15 protein-coding genes and 1 pseudogene are annotated in these 16,247 nt (G+C 32.2%); 2 read left to right on the top strand and 14 right to left on the bottom strand.

Going from position 1 to position 16,247, the window contains the following annotated elements:
* Positions 1-100 precede the first annotated feature (100 nt).
* From hisC to H4V97_RS02470, 12 genes are all read right to left on the bottom strand, one after another.
* Positions 101-1,150 (bottom strand): histidinol-phosphate transaminase, encoded by a 1,050-nt coding sequence (hisC, locus tag H4V97_RS02415; RefSeq protein WP_209548799.1) that lies wholly within the window; start codon positions 1,148-1,150, stop codon positions 101-103.
* Complete coding sequence (hisD, locus tag H4V97_RS02420) at positions 1,140-2,432, bottom strand: histidinol dehydrogenase (protein ID WP_196850810.1); 1,293 nt, start codon at positions 2,430-2,432, stop codon at positions 1,140-1,142. Before hisD ends, hisC begins: the two co-directional genes overlap by 11 nt.
* Before the next feature lie 86 nt (positions 2,433-2,518).
* Positions 2,519-3,376: an ATP phosphoribosyltransferase gene (gene hisG, locus H4V97_RS02425; protein ID WP_196850811.1), complete on the bottom strand. Its 858-nt coding sequence runs from the start codon at positions 3,374-3,376 to the stop codon at positions 2,519-2,521.
* 275 nt (positions 3,377-3,651) lie between these two features.
* Positions 3,652-4,164, bottom strand: coding sequence for a hypothetical protein (locus H4V97_RS02430; RefSeq protein ID WP_196850812.1), 513 nt, complete (start codon positions 4,162-4,164; stop codon positions 3,652-3,654).
* Positions 4,165-4,246: 82 nt separating this feature from the next.
* Positions 4,247-5,365, bottom strand: a complete 1,119-nt coding sequence (locus tag H4V97_RS02435; protein ID WP_196850813.1) for a VIT1/CCC1 transporter family protein — start codon at positions 5,363-5,365, stop codon at positions 4,247-4,249.
* Positions 5,366-5,559: 194 nt separating this feature from the next.
* Positions 5,560-6,885, bottom strand: coding sequence for a sensor histidine kinase (locus H4V97_RS02440; RefSeq protein WP_245345175.1), 1,326 nt, complete (start codon positions 6,883-6,885; stop codon positions 5,560-5,562).
* A gap of 58 nt (positions 6,886-6,943) precedes the next feature.
* Complete coding sequence (locus H4V97_RS02445) at positions 6,944-7,612, bottom strand: response regulator transcription factor (protein ID WP_209548801.1); 669 nt, start codon at positions 7,610-7,612, stop codon at positions 6,944-6,946.
* Between the two features lie 3 nt (positions 7,613-7,615).
* Positions 7,616-9,058 (bottom strand): DUF3570 domain-containing protein, encoded by a 1,443-nt coding sequence (locus H4V97_RS02450; protein ID WP_209548802.1) that lies wholly within the window; start codon positions 9,056-9,058, stop codon positions 7,616-7,618.
* Between the two features lie 8 nt (positions 9,059-9,066).
* Positions 9,067-9,276 (bottom strand): DUF4266 domain-containing protein, encoded by a 210-nt coding sequence (locus H4V97_RS02455; protein ID WP_196850817.1) that lies wholly within the window; start codon positions 9,274-9,276, stop codon positions 9,067-9,069.
* Positions 9,269-10,258, bottom strand: a complete 990-nt coding sequence (locus H4V97_RS02460) for an FAD:protein FMN transferase (RefSeq protein ID WP_209548803.1) — start codon at positions 10,256-10,258, stop codon at positions 9,269-9,271. The genes H4V97_RS02455 and H4V97_RS02460 overlap by 8 nt, the downstream gene beginning before the upstream one ends.
* A gap of 5 nt (positions 10,259-10,263) precedes the next feature.
* The gene (locus H4V97_RS02465; protein WP_209548804.1) at positions 10,264-10,698 is read right to left on the bottom strand and encodes a thioredoxin family protein; all 435 of its coding nucleotides are present in this window, start codon (positions 10,696-10,698) and stop codon (positions 10,264-10,266) included.
* Between the two features lie 20 nt (positions 10,699-10,718).
* Entirely contained in the window at positions 10,719-11,150 is a 432-nt protein-coding gene (locus H4V97_RS02470; RefSeq protein WP_209548805.1) for a ubiquinol-cytochrome c reductase iron-sulfur subunit, read from the bottom strand.
* 176 nt (positions 11,151-11,326) lie between these two features.
* On the opposite strand from H4V97_RS02470, the gene H4V97_RS02475 reads away from it, so the two are divergent.
* Positions 11,327-13,426: an LTA synthase family protein gene (locus H4V97_RS02475; RefSeq protein WP_209548806.1), complete on the top strand. Its 2,100-nt coding sequence runs from the start codon at positions 11,327-11,329 to the stop codon at positions 13,424-13,426.
* 66 nt (positions 13,427-13,492) lie between these two features.
* Here H4V97_RS02475 and H4V97_RS02480 read toward each other — a convergent pair whose 3' ends face one another.
* The gene (locus H4V97_RS02480; protein WP_209548807.1) at positions 13,493-14,491 is read right to left on the bottom strand and encodes a zinc dependent phospholipase C family protein; all 999 of its coding nucleotides are present in this window, start codon (positions 14,489-14,491) and stop codon (positions 13,493-13,495) included.
* 97 nt (positions 14,492-14,588) lie between these two features.
* Between H4V97_RS02480 and H4V97_RS02485 the strand changes: the two genes are divergently transcribed.
* Complete coding sequence (locus H4V97_RS02485; protein WP_196850823.1) at positions 14,589-15,329, top strand: YoaK family protein; 741 nt, start codon at positions 14,589-14,591, stop codon at positions 15,327-15,329.
* A 9-nt stretch (positions 15,330-15,338) separates the two neighbouring features.
* On the opposite strand, the pseudogene H4V97_RS02490 reads toward H4V97_RS02485, so the two are convergent.
* A pseudogene (locus tag H4V97_RS02490) lies at positions 15,339-16,236 on the bottom strand (LysR family transcriptional regulator).
* Positions 16,237-16,247 lie beyond the last annotated feature (11 nt).

Below are 16,247 nucleotides of genomic sequence, written 5' to 3' on the forward strand. Positions count from 1 at the left end.
TTTTATTTTTCTATATATCTTCCAAAAATATTACTTTTCTAAGAACTGCTTTTCAAAGAAAGAGTTCTAAAAATCAGTGCTAATCTGTGAAATCTGCGTTTTAAATCGCTTTTAAAGCTTCTATTAATTTTTTATTTTCCAATTCAGTTCCAACGGTCAAACGCAAACAATTATCGCATAAAGGTTGTGTTGTTCTATTGCGAATTACAATTCCTTTGGCAATCAATTCGTCATATCTTTTATTGGCATTATCTACTTTAATCAAGATGAAATTAGCTTCTGTTGGATATACTTTTTCAACAAATTTCACATTAACTAATACTTTAAGTAATTCTTCTCTTTGCACAATAATAGAAGTAATTTCAGATTTAATCTTTTCTGGATCACTCAATCTTTCCAAAGCTCTTACTTGTGTCAATTCGTTCACATTGTAAGGTGGTTTTATTTTGTTTAAAACCGAGATTACTTCCGTAGAGGCATAACAAATTCCCAATCTAATTCCAGCCAAACCATATGCTTTTGAAAGCGTTTGGGTAATGACCAAATTAGGATATTCATCAAGTTCATTAATCCAACTGTCCTTTTTAGAAAAGTCAATATAGGCTTCGTCAATTACAACTAAACCTTTAAAATTTTGCAAAAGATAGGCTACACTTTCATCCGAAAATGAATTTCCAGTTGGGTTGTTTGGTGAACACAAAAAGATCATTTTAGTGTTTTCATCAATGGCTTTCATTATTTTCTCAATTTGCGGTTGAAAATCTTCTGAAAGCAATACTTCTTTATTTTCAACGGCATTGATATTCGCCAAAACACCGTACATTCCGTAGGTTGGTGGTAAAGTGATTACATTATCAGTTTTCGGTTCACAAAAAGCTCTGAATAACAAATCCAATACTTCATCACTTCCATTTCCAAGCAAAATTTGATTCGTTTTAACATTTCTTTGTTTTGCTAAAACTGCTTTTACGGTCATTTGTTGTGGATCTGGATAGCGATTCACTCCATTCTCAAACGGATTTTCATTGGCATCCAAAAAAATCATGTCCGCAGTATCAAAATCCTCAAATTCATCGCGAGCAGATGAATACGGCTTCATTGTTTTTACATTCTCCCGAACTAAATTATTTATATCAAAACTATTTCCCATCTTCAATCGCTTTTAATCGTAATGTAACTGCATTTTTGTGCGCTTGTAATCCTTCGGCTTCGGCCATAATTTCAATAGCTTTTCCAATATTTTGAATTCCTTTTTCAGATATTTTTTGGAAAGTCATCGCTTTAGTGAAACTATCCAGATTTACGCCACTATAATTCTTGGCATACCCATTTGTCGGTAAAGTATGATTGGTTCCTGAAGCGTAATCTCCCGCACTTTCCGGAGTAAAATTACCAATAAAAACAGACCCTGCATTATAAATTCCATTGCTGTAAAAATCATCATATTCAGAACAAATTATAAAGTGTTCCGGTCCATATTCATTGATTAATTCTAAAGCTATTTTATCGTTTTCAACAAAAATCAATTTAGAATTGGCGATGGCTTTTTCTGCTATAGCTTTTCTAGGTAGAACCTCCATTTGATTTTGGATTTCTGTTTCTACCGCATCAATTAATTTTTTTGACGTGGAAACTAAAATAACTTGACTGTCCGTTCCGTGTTCTGCCTGTGATAATAAATCAGATGCGACAAAAGCCGGAACCGCAGTATCATCAGCAACAATCAATAGTTCCGAAGGACCCGCTGGCATATCGATTGCCACGCCAAATTGGGTTGCTAACTGTTTAGCCACCGTAACAAATTGATTTCCGGGACCAAATATTTTATACACTTTAGGAATCGTTTCCGTTCCAAAAGTCATCCCTGCAATAGCTTGAATTCCTCCTACTTTTAGAATTTTAGTTACGCCACATAAATTCGCAGCGTATAAAATCGCCGGATTTATATTTCCGTTTTTATCTGGAGGAGAACACAATACAATTTCGTTACAACCGGCTATTTCTGCCGGTACAGCGAGCATTAATACCGTAGAAAATAAAGGAGCGGTTCCTCCAGGAATATATAAACCTATTTTTTGAATCGGTCTTTTTTCTTGCCAACAATTTACTCCTTCAATCGTTTCTACTTCCACTCTTTCTGTTTTTTGAGCAGTGTGAAATTTTTTAATATTAGATTTTGCTAATTGAATAGCTTCTTTAAGTTCATTAGAAATAGATGCAACTGCAGTGTCAATTTCTGATTTGGATACTTCAATATTTGCAACGGCAACACCGTCAAAAAGCGAAGTATATTTTGCAACAGCGCTATCTCCTTTTTTCTGTACTTCCTTAAAAATTTCTTTTACTGTCGCTTCAATGTCATCTACCGTTTTTGTTGGCCTTTCTAAAATAGTGGACCAAGTTTCAGGTTTTGGATTGTATATTTTATTCATTTTAATTGTATTCAAAGATTAAATGATTCAAAAATTGAATTACTCCGCTTTTTAACTCATAATTCATAACTTATAATTTAAAATTCTTAAAGTACCATTTTTTCAATTGGGCAAACTAAAATCCCTTCGGCTCCAGCTTCTTTCAATTGATCGATAACATCCCAGAAAGTATCTTTATCGATTACAGAGTGTACGCTACTCCAACCTTCTTGTGCCAGAGGCAAAACAGTTAAACTTCTCAATACAGGAAGAATTTTTCCAACAGCATCAATTTTGTCATTGGGAACATTCATCAAGATATATTTTGATTTTCTTGCTCTCAAAACGGATTCAATTCTAAATTTTAAGGTATCGATTATTTTTTGAGACTCGGGACTTACTTTAGGAGAAACCGCTAAAACAGCTTCACTTTTGAAAATAACCTCGACCTCTTTTAAATTATTCTTAAATAAAGTACTTCCGCTAGATACAATATCAACAATAGCATCCGCTAATCCAATGTTTGGCGCTATTTCTACTGAACCTGATATCTGGTGAATATCGACTGTAACTCCTTTAGAATTAAAAAAATCAAGTACTGTTTTAGGGTAAGAAGTGGCAATACGCATCCCATTTAAATCTTGAACCGATTTGTAATCAAATGCTTTAGGTACAGCAACGGATACTTTACATTTTGAAAAACCTAATTTTTGAATTACTTCAATATTGTTTCCTTTTTCAACTAGTAGATTATCGCCTACTATAGCGATATCTACAACTCCATCAATTAGATATTGAGGAATATCTGAATTTCTTAAATATAAAACCTCCAACGGAAAATTTGATGCTTCGGCTTTTAACTGATCGATTCCATTATCGATTGAAATACCAGCATCTTTTAGAATTTGGATACTGTCTTCGTTTAAACGACCTGATTTTTGAATGGCAATTTTTAATGTACTCATTTTTTTGTTTTTTGTTTTTGTTTTGAATATTTTGATTGAGTACAAGTAGAGGGCAATAAAAAACCCGTTTGATGTACTCAAACGGGTTTTAGAATATGATGATTTACACACATACCATTAACACATCGCTTGAGAGCAATAATGAAAATGATGATGATGCAATTGATTTGTAAACATTTTTTTTGTGCTGAATTTTAATTATTGTGCAAATATAAGTGATAAATCATTTACAAAGCAATTTTTATTTAAACTTTAATATACTTTATTGTTAAAGATTACTTTTCGTCGTCTTCTTTTGTTTGTTCTTTTGAAATTGAACCCTCAGGAAGAACTTTAGTATTAACGCTATCATCTCTAATTTCAGTATGACGAATTTCTCCACCCGAAGTACCAACTTGTGTAGATACTACAACAGCTATAATTGCTATGACAACTGCCACATAAGAAACAAATTTAGCTTTAGAATAATTTTTTAGGTTCATAATTAATCCAGCGAGAGAAACTGCGGCCATTAAATACAATACAAGTGCGAATTTCTCAGCTATTTCTTCATGCTCGTGAATTATTTGTTTACCAATGTTAGGCATGTCCTCTACCATTTCCTCCGCACCTTCTCCAGTTCCAATACTAAAGGCGGCAAAAATTGCCGAAACCATAAATAAAATATAAGCGGTGTTTTTTACCGAATTATTCTTTAAAATCAATCCAGCGATTAATATTACAAGTCCGAAAATACTTCCTATTATAGGAAAATGGTTAAGAACCAAATGTAAGTGAGCATCATTCATAATTATTATTTTGTTTAAGGTTTCTGTTGTAAAATTGTATTTATTTGAAAGAAAAAAATGATTAAAGTTGTGCTAGCAATAATTATCCAGCTAATGAAACGCCAATTAAAGAACCAATTCCATATGTTATTGCCGCAGCTGTTAATCCAAAAAACACTTGTCTAAATCCTGAAAACATAACGTTTTTTCCTGTTAGTAAAGTGATTGCGGCTCCTATTCCGAAAAGACCAACTACGCTGCTTCCTACACTTAATAAAATTGCGTTTTTCCCATCTAAAAACATAAAGGGATAAAGAGGAATTATGGCTCCAATAGAAAAAAGAACAAATGATGCAATGGCAGCCTCCCATGCTGAACCTCCCAATTCTACTTTATCGATCCCCAATTCTTCAATTATTATAGCATCAATCGCAGTTTCAGGATTTTCGAATGCTTTGTCCGCTAGTTTTTGCGCTTCAATTATATTCATTCCTTTGGCTTGGTACAGCAAAACCAATTCTTTTTTCTCTTCTTCGGGTGAAGCTTCCAGTTCTTCTGTTTCTAAATCAATTTGGCGTTGATTTAATTCTCTTGAACTTTGTACCGAAAGCCATTCGCCTAAAGCCATAGAAATTGCTCCAGCCAAAAGTCCTGCAATTCCAGTTAACAATATCGTATTATTAGAAACTGCGGCTCCAGCAACTCCCATTACCAAACTCATATTAGAAACCAAACCATCATTAGAACCCAAAACTGCTGCACGCAATGCATTTCCTCCCACGGATTTATGTCGGCTTTCGAATTTTGATAAAAAACCACCTGAGACATTGAGTGCTGCATTATTATTGACAGCTTCGATAATTTTTAGATGATTGTGTTCAAAACCTGTTGGCTTTTCTCCACTTTCAATTTTATTTTTGATTGCATTTACTGCAAATTGTTTTTCTATGCTTGAAAGACTACTAATGATGGAATTATATCCAAATAATTTCCCCAACTTCAGTTGCAATTTTGCTCTTGATGAAGGCAAAGGCATATGATAATTGGAATCATATGTTAATACTTTATTCAGCATATGTTGTGCGTGGCCCTTTTCAATATCGGATAAACTTTTTAATACTCTTGTCAGATTATCGTCAGATTGAATGGCAGCAATACTATCATATAAAAATGCCGTATCTACTTCTGTCTGTAATTGACCTTTTAGTTTATTTAAATCCATGATTATTTTTTAATTGCATTAAATAAAAATATTTTTTTGGAGCGTTATCAATAGAATAAATCAATTTTAACCGTAATTGTTTGACCGTTTTTTGTGTGAAATCTCTTGAATATTCTTATAAAAATACAAAAATATATTTTTTTAAACTAATATGATTTTATCAAAAACTGACTAATTGATTATTGTGAATTATATTAGTTAACACTTAATTTTACTTGTGTACCAATTCTTTCTTGGCTTGATATTTCAATAGATATATTTAAAATATCACAAATCCTTTTTGCGATTGACAGACCTAAACCTGTTCCTTTAATTTCTGGAATATTGGTCGAATTTGTTGTTCTAAAAAAGGAATGAAATACCTTGCCAATTTCATTTTCTGAAATTCCAATACCGTTATCGGAAATTTCAAAAAAAGTTTTTGATTCTAGATTATTGAATGAAATAGTTATCGAACTATTATCATTGGAATATTTTAAAGCATTTGAAATCAAATTATTTAAAACAATAGAAAGTAAATATAAATCAGATTCTACAAAATAATCATCTTCTAATTGTTTTATAATATTTATATTTTTATTCTTTATTTTTAGCGCAAAACGATTTAATATCTCGTTTACAATCTGGTTAAGATTAATCTTTTCAATTCTTACAGCTAATTTTTGATTTTCAAATCGGGCCAAAAGCAATAATTGATCTACTAAATTATTTATTCGATCCACCTCATTGATACAAAAAGTAATTTTCTGCTGATATTCATCTGTACTTCTAGGTTTTCTAATCAATACTTCTAATGTTCCTTTAATTACTGCTAGAGGTGTTCTTAGTTCATGAGATGCATCTGATGTAAATTGTTTTTCTCTTTCAATCGTGTTTTCAATTCGATCTAACAAACGGTTAATCGTTACAGACAAAGTATAAAGTTCATCCTTGTTATTTGGAAGAATGATACGAGATTTCAAATTCTCTCTTGTAATTGCTTCCGCAGTATTTATTATTGCATTTATCGGTTTTATACTTCGACCTGCAATTAAACGAGCAACAAAAAACAAAAGCATTAAAACTATCGGAAATGAGATTAAAAGTATAGTTCTTAGATTATCCAAAACTGATGTAGCTTCTTCTAAAGAAACTGCAACCAATAAGTAACCGCCTATTTTAGTTTTATTGTACAAAGGAAATTGAATTTGGCGAATCAATTGTCCTGACAATTTAATATCCGTGATCTTGCTTTTAAGTAATTTTCTGGAAAAATATAAATTGGCGCTTTTTAAATTTTCTGATTTTTCAATGATTTGACCATTACTATTTGTTATTTCTAGAAATACTGGATCAACAGAAACCTCATTATGTTCCCTTTCCTCCCATTCATTTTTGTCAATTAATCGAACGTTATTATTTACAACTTCAATCTTTTTACTATACTCATTAATTTCATAATTGATATGTTCATTTACTTTTTCATAAACGGTAAACGAAATCAATAAATAGATTGAAATAAAGACTATAAATATTAACATTGCTGTTGATATTATATAATAAAAAGCAATCCTGTTTTTTAAAGATAATTTTAGCATCCTAATTAATATCATTAGCTATATAGCCTACTCCACGAACTGTTTTAATGTAGTCTTCTTCTATTTTTAAATTTAATTTTTTGCGTATAGCATTCATAAAAACATCGATTACTCCTGTATCATAATCAAAATGAATATCCCAAACATCTTCAATAATTTGGGTTCTCGTGCATACTTTGCCTTTGTTTTTAACCAGATAGAGCAACAATTCATATTCTCTCTGCGTTAACATAACTTCGGTTCCTTTCACCAAAACTCTATGCTGTAAAACATCAATTTCTATTGTTCCAAGGTTTAGTTTTTTTTGCACTTCTTGATTTCTAAAATGAATTTTAATTCGTTCTATCAATTCATCAAAACTAAAAGGTTTTTTTATATGGTCATTGGCACCGGCTTTCAGCCCTTCTATCGTTTCCTGAATCGTATCCCTTGCGGTCAAAAAAATGATCGTTGTTACGGTATCTTTCAATCGGATTGCTTTGCATAATTCCAATCCAGACATTTGTGGCAGCATCCAATCTAATAAAATCAGATCAAATTTCTCTTTTTGGATTAATTCAAATCCTTTTAAACCGTCCGTTGTAGTGGTAATTTTATAACCTTCCTCTTCCAATCCCTGTTTTAGGAACTGTACGATACCTTCCTCATCTTCTACAATTAATATATGCATGATTTATTGCATCACAAATTTAAAACCTAAAGATAAAATAGTAGCATTCAAGCCATCACTTCTTACATAACGATTGTATCTGAAATCAATATTTTTTAATCCAAATTTCCATATTTTAGAACCGGTCAATATATCTAAATAGCTTACTCCAAAACCATATTGATTGGCATTGAATGCAGACAAATCATAATCAGAAGTGTAATATTTCTCCGTAGAAATATGCTTTTCAAAAGGCGCAAAATAATCAGAAGCAGTCTGTATATAGTACCTATACATAGGGTAAGCTGTCAATTTTTGACTAATTTTTATTGGTACTTCAATCGAGGCGGTGTGCGCGCGAATCCCCCAATTATCCTCATAATATCGATAATAGGTTTTGGCAACGATATATTCATTTATGTAAAAATTTACTCTGGCGCCTATTGGTATTTTAAAATGCGTATTTGGCAATCGTTCAATATCATCCGCTAGTCTATAAACCCCCTTGTTTTCTGCAGTTTCATAGACAGGAATATATTGCACTTGTCCTATGTAATAATTTGATTTATCTGCAAAATAAATTCTTTGGTAAGGAGTGCCTAACAAACCTTCTTGCTTAAGAACATCCATAAATACTGACATTTGGATTCTTTTCGAAAGAATTTGCGAAAAGGATAACGAAGCAGAATAGGAATTTCTGTTTTTTGCATTATAAATTGTAAAAGCCGAAGGTAAATACCCATTAGATGGATTTCCATTTTGATCTAAAACAGTGACACCCGAAAAATAAGCTTGATTCTGGAAATTACTGCCATATTTTGAATATTCATGCAATTCTGTTGGATAAATTGGTCTCCACTGATCTAAATAAGCATTGACTTTTAGACCAATTTCAGTATTTTTTTCATTGAATAATTTTGTCAATCCACCGCCGAAACCAACCGAAGTATAATCATATTCATTTGAAAATGAAACATCAGCAGTCCAAATCGTATTTCTGTTATCTGAACTATGGCTATAATTTGTAACTATTGAAGCTAATTCATCATTTCCTGAAGCACCAGATGAAGCTTGCCATGGAGTTCCATAAGGTCCAGATGCTGCCGTTGCTTTATTATTCCATTGTTTATCATCTCCACCGCCACCTGATGCACCGCTAGCATTAAACGGATTGATATTACTTGATGATGCAGAAGTATAGGCTGAAATCCCAACATCAAAAGTCAAAACATCATCTTCGTTTAAGGGCACAGCTACAACTATATTCGAAGCGATATCAGTCAGTTTTTCAGAACCTAAACCACCACCTACGGCAGAATGTACACCATCTTGTTTATAATAACTGAATAAAAAATCAACTTCCGTATTTTCTAAGACTCTTTTCTTAAAAGTTGTTGTAGTATCTTGTGTTTGAGCGTTGGCTACAACATTCATTAATAAAACAATCGTATATAGTACTTTTTTCATGTCCTTCATTAATTACAACCACAACCTCCACCCGTTTTTCCTCCATTTGCTCCAGCGGCAGCTTCCCGATAGACTTGAAATGTAGTTTCGTATCGTTCTGCCGTTTTTGCACTTAATTTCATGTCTGGATCATTGATAAATTGTTTATCATATTCTTTTACCGCTACACAAGATTGCATCACAACAATTAGAATTACAAAAAGCACTATTTTATTCATTTTTATATTTTTTTAAATCTATATTTTTTGAGGCAAAGATTTTTCCGTTTTCGTCAACATAAATACATCCAATTCCTGGCAATTGATTCACTAAATCTAAGCCAACATCAACTCCCAGTACAAAAATACCCGTTGCTAAGGCATCAGCAAATTCCGTGGTCTTTGCAAAAACCGACACACTTATAACACCCGAAGCAGGATAACCGGTTCTCGTGTCTATAATATGCGAATATCTTTTTCCATTGAAAGTTACATATTTTTCATAACTCCCCGAGGTTTCTACAGCACTATCTACCAAAGGAAATGTAGCAAATATCTTGTTCTTATTCAATGGATTTTTAATACCCACTTTCCATTTTTCACCATTAGTCTGTTTTCCCCAAGTGTTAATGTCTCCAGATATGTTTACAATTCCGGCTACAACACCTTTGGAAGTGAGTAAAGCTTTAATTTTATCTGCTATAAATCCTTGTCCAATTCCTCCCAAACCTAATTTCATTCCTTCGTTTTTCAGAAAAATGGTGCTGTTCTTTTTGTCTATAATTATATTTTTGTATCCAACTTTCGAAACAGAATTCTTAATTGCTTCCGGAGTTGGCATTTGAGTCATACTTCCGTCAAATTTCCAAATTTTATCCATAGAAGCGTAGCTGATATCAAAAGCACCGGATGTTAATTCGGATATTCTTATCGACCGTTCTACTAAATCCAAAACTTCCTGAGGAACTTCAACAGGCTTTATTCCAGCATATTTATTTACCTGTGAAATGGGAGTCGTAGGAATCCAATCGGATATTAGATTTTCAATACGAGATACTTCAGCGACGGACATATCAATATATAAATCGGCTTCAGGAATATCTTTAGCAACCACAGTCATCTCAAAAGGACTTCCTAACATCGATAAAGTTCTTTTTTGGGTTACCTGAGCTGAAGCTAATGCAACTGTAAAAAAGAAAGGGATGAAAATAAATAATCTCATTGATTTTATTTTACAAATGATTGAAGCAAGCCAATATATTCCTTTGAAGACACGTTTTTATAACCCAATTTTCCAAGTACTTTCCCATTTTTATCGAGAAGTAAAACTAATGGAAACATACCATCTTTATTATATTTTTCAGCAAGGCTTTGGTTTTGTTTTTTTATTTCCACAGCTAGTTGATTTTGCTTTTTCTTCGGAAAATCAGCGCGCTCTAATATCAAATTGTTTTTTGCATACGCTATAAACTCTCCAGATTTCCATATATCTCGTTCTAATTTAATACAAGGTCCGCACCAATCAGAACCTGAAAAAACGAGTAAAATATTCTTATTCTCATTTGTAGCTTCTTTTTTTGAAACGTCAAAATTGGTTTTCCAGTCTTGTGAATAACCCAGTGCTACTGTAAAAAGTAACATCAATAACATTGTCTTTTTCATGTTTACTAATCGTTTGTTGATTATGAATATACTCTAAGAGTATTTCCCGTTAAAGAAGTGTTGTATTGTTTTAAATTAGTGCTTGCTGGACCTTGCGTAACGACACCAGTGCTACTAAATTTTGCGTTATGATTTGGACAAACAAAATTATTATTTGAAACATTATAATTTACGTTAGTCCCTTCATGTGTGCAAGAAGCGGATACAGCTATAAAAGTTCCCAAATTTGTTCTGGCAACGACGATACCATTTGTAACTAGAAAACCCCCATTTGCATTTAAGGAACCTGTACTCACATCAAGTATAAAATCTACGCTAGCTGGAGCAGGAACTGGTGTGGAAGTAGAAGAACTATCATTCGAACAACTTGAGGCAATACCAGCTATACAAGCAGGTAACAATGCGGCTGCAGCTCCAAAACCTACTTTTGCAAAAAAATCTTTCCTATTCATATTTATTTATTTTGAATATTTTGTTAAAAGTATTGCACTTGTACAAATTAACTCTAAATATAACCTAATATTGTTAAAATTTAATCTTCTTAAGCCAAAATTAAGATTGCAATACCGTTTAATGTTCCTGTTTTTATTGTTACAATTTACTTATTTTTGCAAAAAAATAATAGACAATGACGCTTTCGAAAAAATTTTCTCCTTTTTACAACCTTTTAATTTTTTACATTATTGTCAGTATAGTTTTAAGGATTTTTTTAGTATTTCATCCCATCACTCAAAGTTCATTTGTTTTTATTGATATCGTAAAAATATTCACGTTAGGATTACTTTCGGATTTTTTTGTTTTCGTTCTTGTCAGTGGTTTTCTTTGGCTGTATCTTATTTTTATTTCCAATTCCAAATATCTAAATCCAACCGGATATATTATTTTCGGCTTGCTAGTGGCTTTGTTATTGTACGTTTCTTTTGGAAACACTATTCTTAATGAATATGGAGGTGCCTTACCTGCCATTGGAATAACTTTTATCGCTATTAAAACTATTTTATTTGGGTTGTTGCTTTTTCTACCAAAATATAGAAATAAAATCCGATTCTGGTTGTTCACCTTTGTCATTTTCCTTTATGTCATTCTAATTTTGCAAAATGGTATCAGCGAATACTTTTTTTGGAACGAATTTGGCGTAAAATACAATTTCATAGCGGTTAACTATTTGGTTTACACCAATGAAGTAATTGGGAATATTATGGAATCTTATCCCGTTATTCCATTGTTTTCAGGATTGTTTATTATTGCGGCATTGGTAACATATCTTATCGTAAAAAGATCAAAAAATTATATCGAAAGTATTCCGGCATTTGTTGATAAAATTAAAATTTCCGGAATTTACCTTACGCTTTTTGGTCTTTCTTTCTTGGCAATTCCTTTTTTAGCTGCCAGAGAGAACTCTCAAAATATTTTTGCAAATGAATTAGAAGCAAATGGTATTTATAGGTTTTACTTGGCTTTTGTAAATAGTGAATTGGATTATTTTAAATTTTACAAAACAATGCCAAATAATGAGGTGTATGTCCAATTACATGAGCAAATACCTGGAACTTCAGAGGAGAGCACTTTGAGACAAATAAAAAGTGAAGCTGCGGAAAATCATAAGAACGTGGTATTAATTACAATCGAAAGCTATAGTGCCGATTTTATGAAAGTGTATGGAAATGAGCAAAACCTTACTCCTTTTCTTGACAATCTTGCGACCAAAAGTTTACAGTTTACCAATTTTTACGCAGTTGGAAATCGAACAGTGCGAGGTCTTGAGGCAGTGACCTTGTGTTTTCCTCCTACGGCCGGGGAAAGTGTGGTAAAACGAGTTGATAATAAAAACAAATTTTCAACAGGAAGTATTTTTAAACAAAAAGGATATAATGTAAAATTTATGTACGGAGGAGATGCCTTTTTTGACAACATGGAAGATTTCTTTGCTGGAAATGGTTACGGAATTGTGGACAAAAAAGCATTCACGCCAGAAGAAATTACTTTTGCTAACATTTGGGGTGCATGTGACGAAGATATGTACAACAAAGCCATCAAGGTGATGAACAATGAAGCGAAAGAAAACAAACCGTTTTTTAATCATATCATGACGGTGAGTAATCACAGGCCCTTTACCTATCCTAACAATAAAATAGATATTCCCGGAGATGCAAAATCCCGAGATGGCGGAGTAAAATACACTGACTTTGCAATGAAGAACTTCTTTGCCATGGCAAGTAAACAACCTTGGTTTGCCAATACCGTATTTGTGATTTTAGCCGATCATTGCGCTTCAAGTGCAGGAAAGACGGAACTGCCAATTGAAAAATATAGAATCCCGGCAATGATTTACAGTCCAGGTTACATTCAACCTCAAAAATATACCAACTTAATGTCGCAAATAGATATAATGCCTACCTTATTTGGATTGTTGAATTTTAGTTACCAAAGTAAATTTTATGGTCAGGATGTTTTGAAGTCAGATTATAAACCCAGAGCGTTTATCGCCACTTATCAGGATTTAGGTTTAATAAAAGATAATGTATTAACTATTATTTCACCTAAACAAAAAGTCAAACAATTTCAATTGACGTTGAAAAAAGATCAAAAAACAGCACCTGATTTTCAAATCTATTACGACCAAAATCCTATTATTAAAGAAAGAACCGATTTAGTAAAGGAAACGATTTCTTACTATCAAACGGCTTCGGATATATTGAAGAAAAAGAAATATCAGAAAGTGAATTAAAATAAAAAAAAACGGGTGAGACTAATACCTCACCCGTTTTTAATTTAGATTAATTTCTTAAAAAATTTATTCTTTTTCATTCACTAAGCCAAAAAGATCTCCTTTATGAAATGATTTTAAATCTTTCTTTAATCCTTTTTTATTTCGTTTTGTAAGCGCTGCAGTATCAAGATTGCTTAAATCTGGTTTACCTGCATTTACCCATGCCGTGTACCAAAAACTAGCTGTTGCAGTAATCGCTTTTTTCATTTGTTTTTCGACCATTCCGTTCAATTCGGTGTGCAATTTACCCGCATATTCATCAGAATAAAGTACTCCGCCATATTTGTTCTTAACAACCTTTCCAGCTTCATCCATCACGTACATTTTATTCTCAGGAGTCGCTGTTCTTAATTTCTTGTCAATGGCCAATAAAGGTTCCACTAAACTATGCGTGTCAAGAATTATATCCCATGTTGCTTTATCCACATTCTCGATATATTTACCTTGTTCTACATTGAATTTATAATCTTTAACAAATAATTCGGGTAAGCGACTTTCCCACAAAGAATGAATCCCTTTTTGGTTGGTGTTTTGACCATCATGATTAGCAGAGGTATGCAATGGCATATGTGCATCTCCTATATAATGCCCGAGGTCAGCGGCAATAAATAAAATTTCTGTTTTTCTTTTTTCTTTGAAAGCCTTAGTCAATTTAACCATCATATCCTGAATGTACCAAGGTAGTGTTCCATTATTAGATAAAAATTTATCATCGTACTTTGCTTTAGCTTCTTCCATAGTTTTAGGAAAAGTTTCTACAGCACCAAAATTCTCCATATCAAAATAATGACGGGGATTTTCAGCTTTATCACTCAAAACAGATTTTCTTAAATCCGGAACAGTTGATTCTTGCGTTATAAAATCGATATGATTATAAAAAAAAGTCTGTAATGGTTTTGGAAGTGCCATTACCGCTGCATTATTGATTCGTTCATGTCCGACAATTCCCCATGATAAAAGAAAAAAAGTAATACTTATTGCAGATAAGACAATAAGTGTAGGTCTAATTTTAAAATTTTTCATTAAATTTATTTTTTTTTGAAAGACAAATATATTTCTTTAAATCGTTATTTTAAAAAAATCAGTTTAAGATTCTGTTAATTTAAAAAAATATATCGAAATGTTTCGTCATCAAGGAAAAAACAGAACTTTTATTCACAATCTTCGTTTGGCCACTTTATTGTCGTTTGTAGCTGGAATTGTTAATGTTACGGGTGTTTTGTCCATAAAAACATTAACCACAAATGTTACGGGTCATTTCGCCTATTTTGCGGAAGAGGTTATGAAACATAATTACTCCGCCGCCATTACATTTTTTGTTTTTACCATTTTCTTTTTGATAGGTTCTTTTACTTCGAATTTTTTGGCAGAATTAATTTCGAAAAAGCACCCTGATTTATCTCATGTCATTCCCATATCATTAGAAATAATTGTATTGATTGCTGTTGGCGTTTTCGGAGGAGAATCGCAATTATCTTCATTGGCGGGAAAATGGATTGCTTTTTCTATGCTTTTCGCCATGGGTATCCAAAATTCTTTGGTAACAAAAATTTCCCAATCTACAGTCAGAACAACGCATTTGACTGGACTTTTTACGGATCTTGGAATAGAATTATCACAACTTTTTTTTTACAAAAAGCCGGAAGAAACTAAAAAATTAAAAACTAGTATTTACTTACGATTATCGATTATAATTTTCTTCTTTCTAGGATGTTTTTCCGGAGGCTTTATGTATCTTTTTTTGGAAATGAAAACACTTTTTTTAGCAGCATTTTTTCTTTTGGTGGCACTTTTATATGATTATATCCGACTTCAATTTCATGTGATCAAAAGAAAAACCTTCCATCATAAAATGAATTAGTAAAATAAATTACAAATTTAGATTATAATAACTCGTAATATTTTTAATAAATAAATCCGAAAGAGAGCTTGTTTTTCCTTGTAACGTAATAATATAAAAAAAACCGTTCAATCATTAAATCTTTAACATTAAGAATAGTAAGTTCATTGTTTTTTAATTCTTTGTTAATGGCGTGGATAGAAATAAAGGCAACGCAATTAGAATTCATAAGATATGATTTTATACTTTCGGTGCTTCCTAATTGCATTTCAACAGTCAATTGAGAAAGTTTCATTTCAAAAGGTTTCAAAGCGTATTCAATAACTTCCAGTGTGCCTGATCCTTGCTCGCGCATTAGAAAACGCATAGTTTTAAAATCTTCTTTTGTGACATGCTTTTTATTTACTAATGGATTTTTATTATTGCAAACCAACACTAATTCATCTTTTAAAAAGTGGGTGTATTTAATCGACTGATTTTTAGATTGCCCTTCTACAATTCCTATTTCAATTTCTTTGTTCAATAAAGCATTTTCAATTTGCTCCGTATTCCCATTGCGTAAATTGATTTTAATATCCTGTGATTTTTGATGGAAACGTGCCAAAAGTGGCGGAATAACATATTGAGAAATCGTCGTACTGGCTCCCAATCGTAACGTTCCTTGTTGTTGATTAATCAGCGCACTCAAATCGAAATCTATTTCACGATATATTTCAAATATATTTTTTGTGTGTTTCAATAATAATTCGCCCGCTTTTGTAATTGAAATTTTGGAACCATTCCTATCAAAAAGCTTAATTTTATATTCTTCTTCCAGTTCGTGAATGTGTTTGGAAATGGCAGGCTGGGTTATAAATAATTCACTTGCCGCTTTTGTAAAACTCAATCTATTGGCAACAGTGAAGAATACTTTTAGTCTAAAATCCATACTTCTGATTT

The sequence above is a fragment of the Flavobacterium sp. CG_23.5 genome (genome assembly GCF_017875765.1).
In the GTDB taxonomy this organism is placed as follows: domain Bacteria; phylum Bacteroidota; class Bacteroidia; order Flavobacteriales; family Flavobacteriaceae; genus Flavobacterium.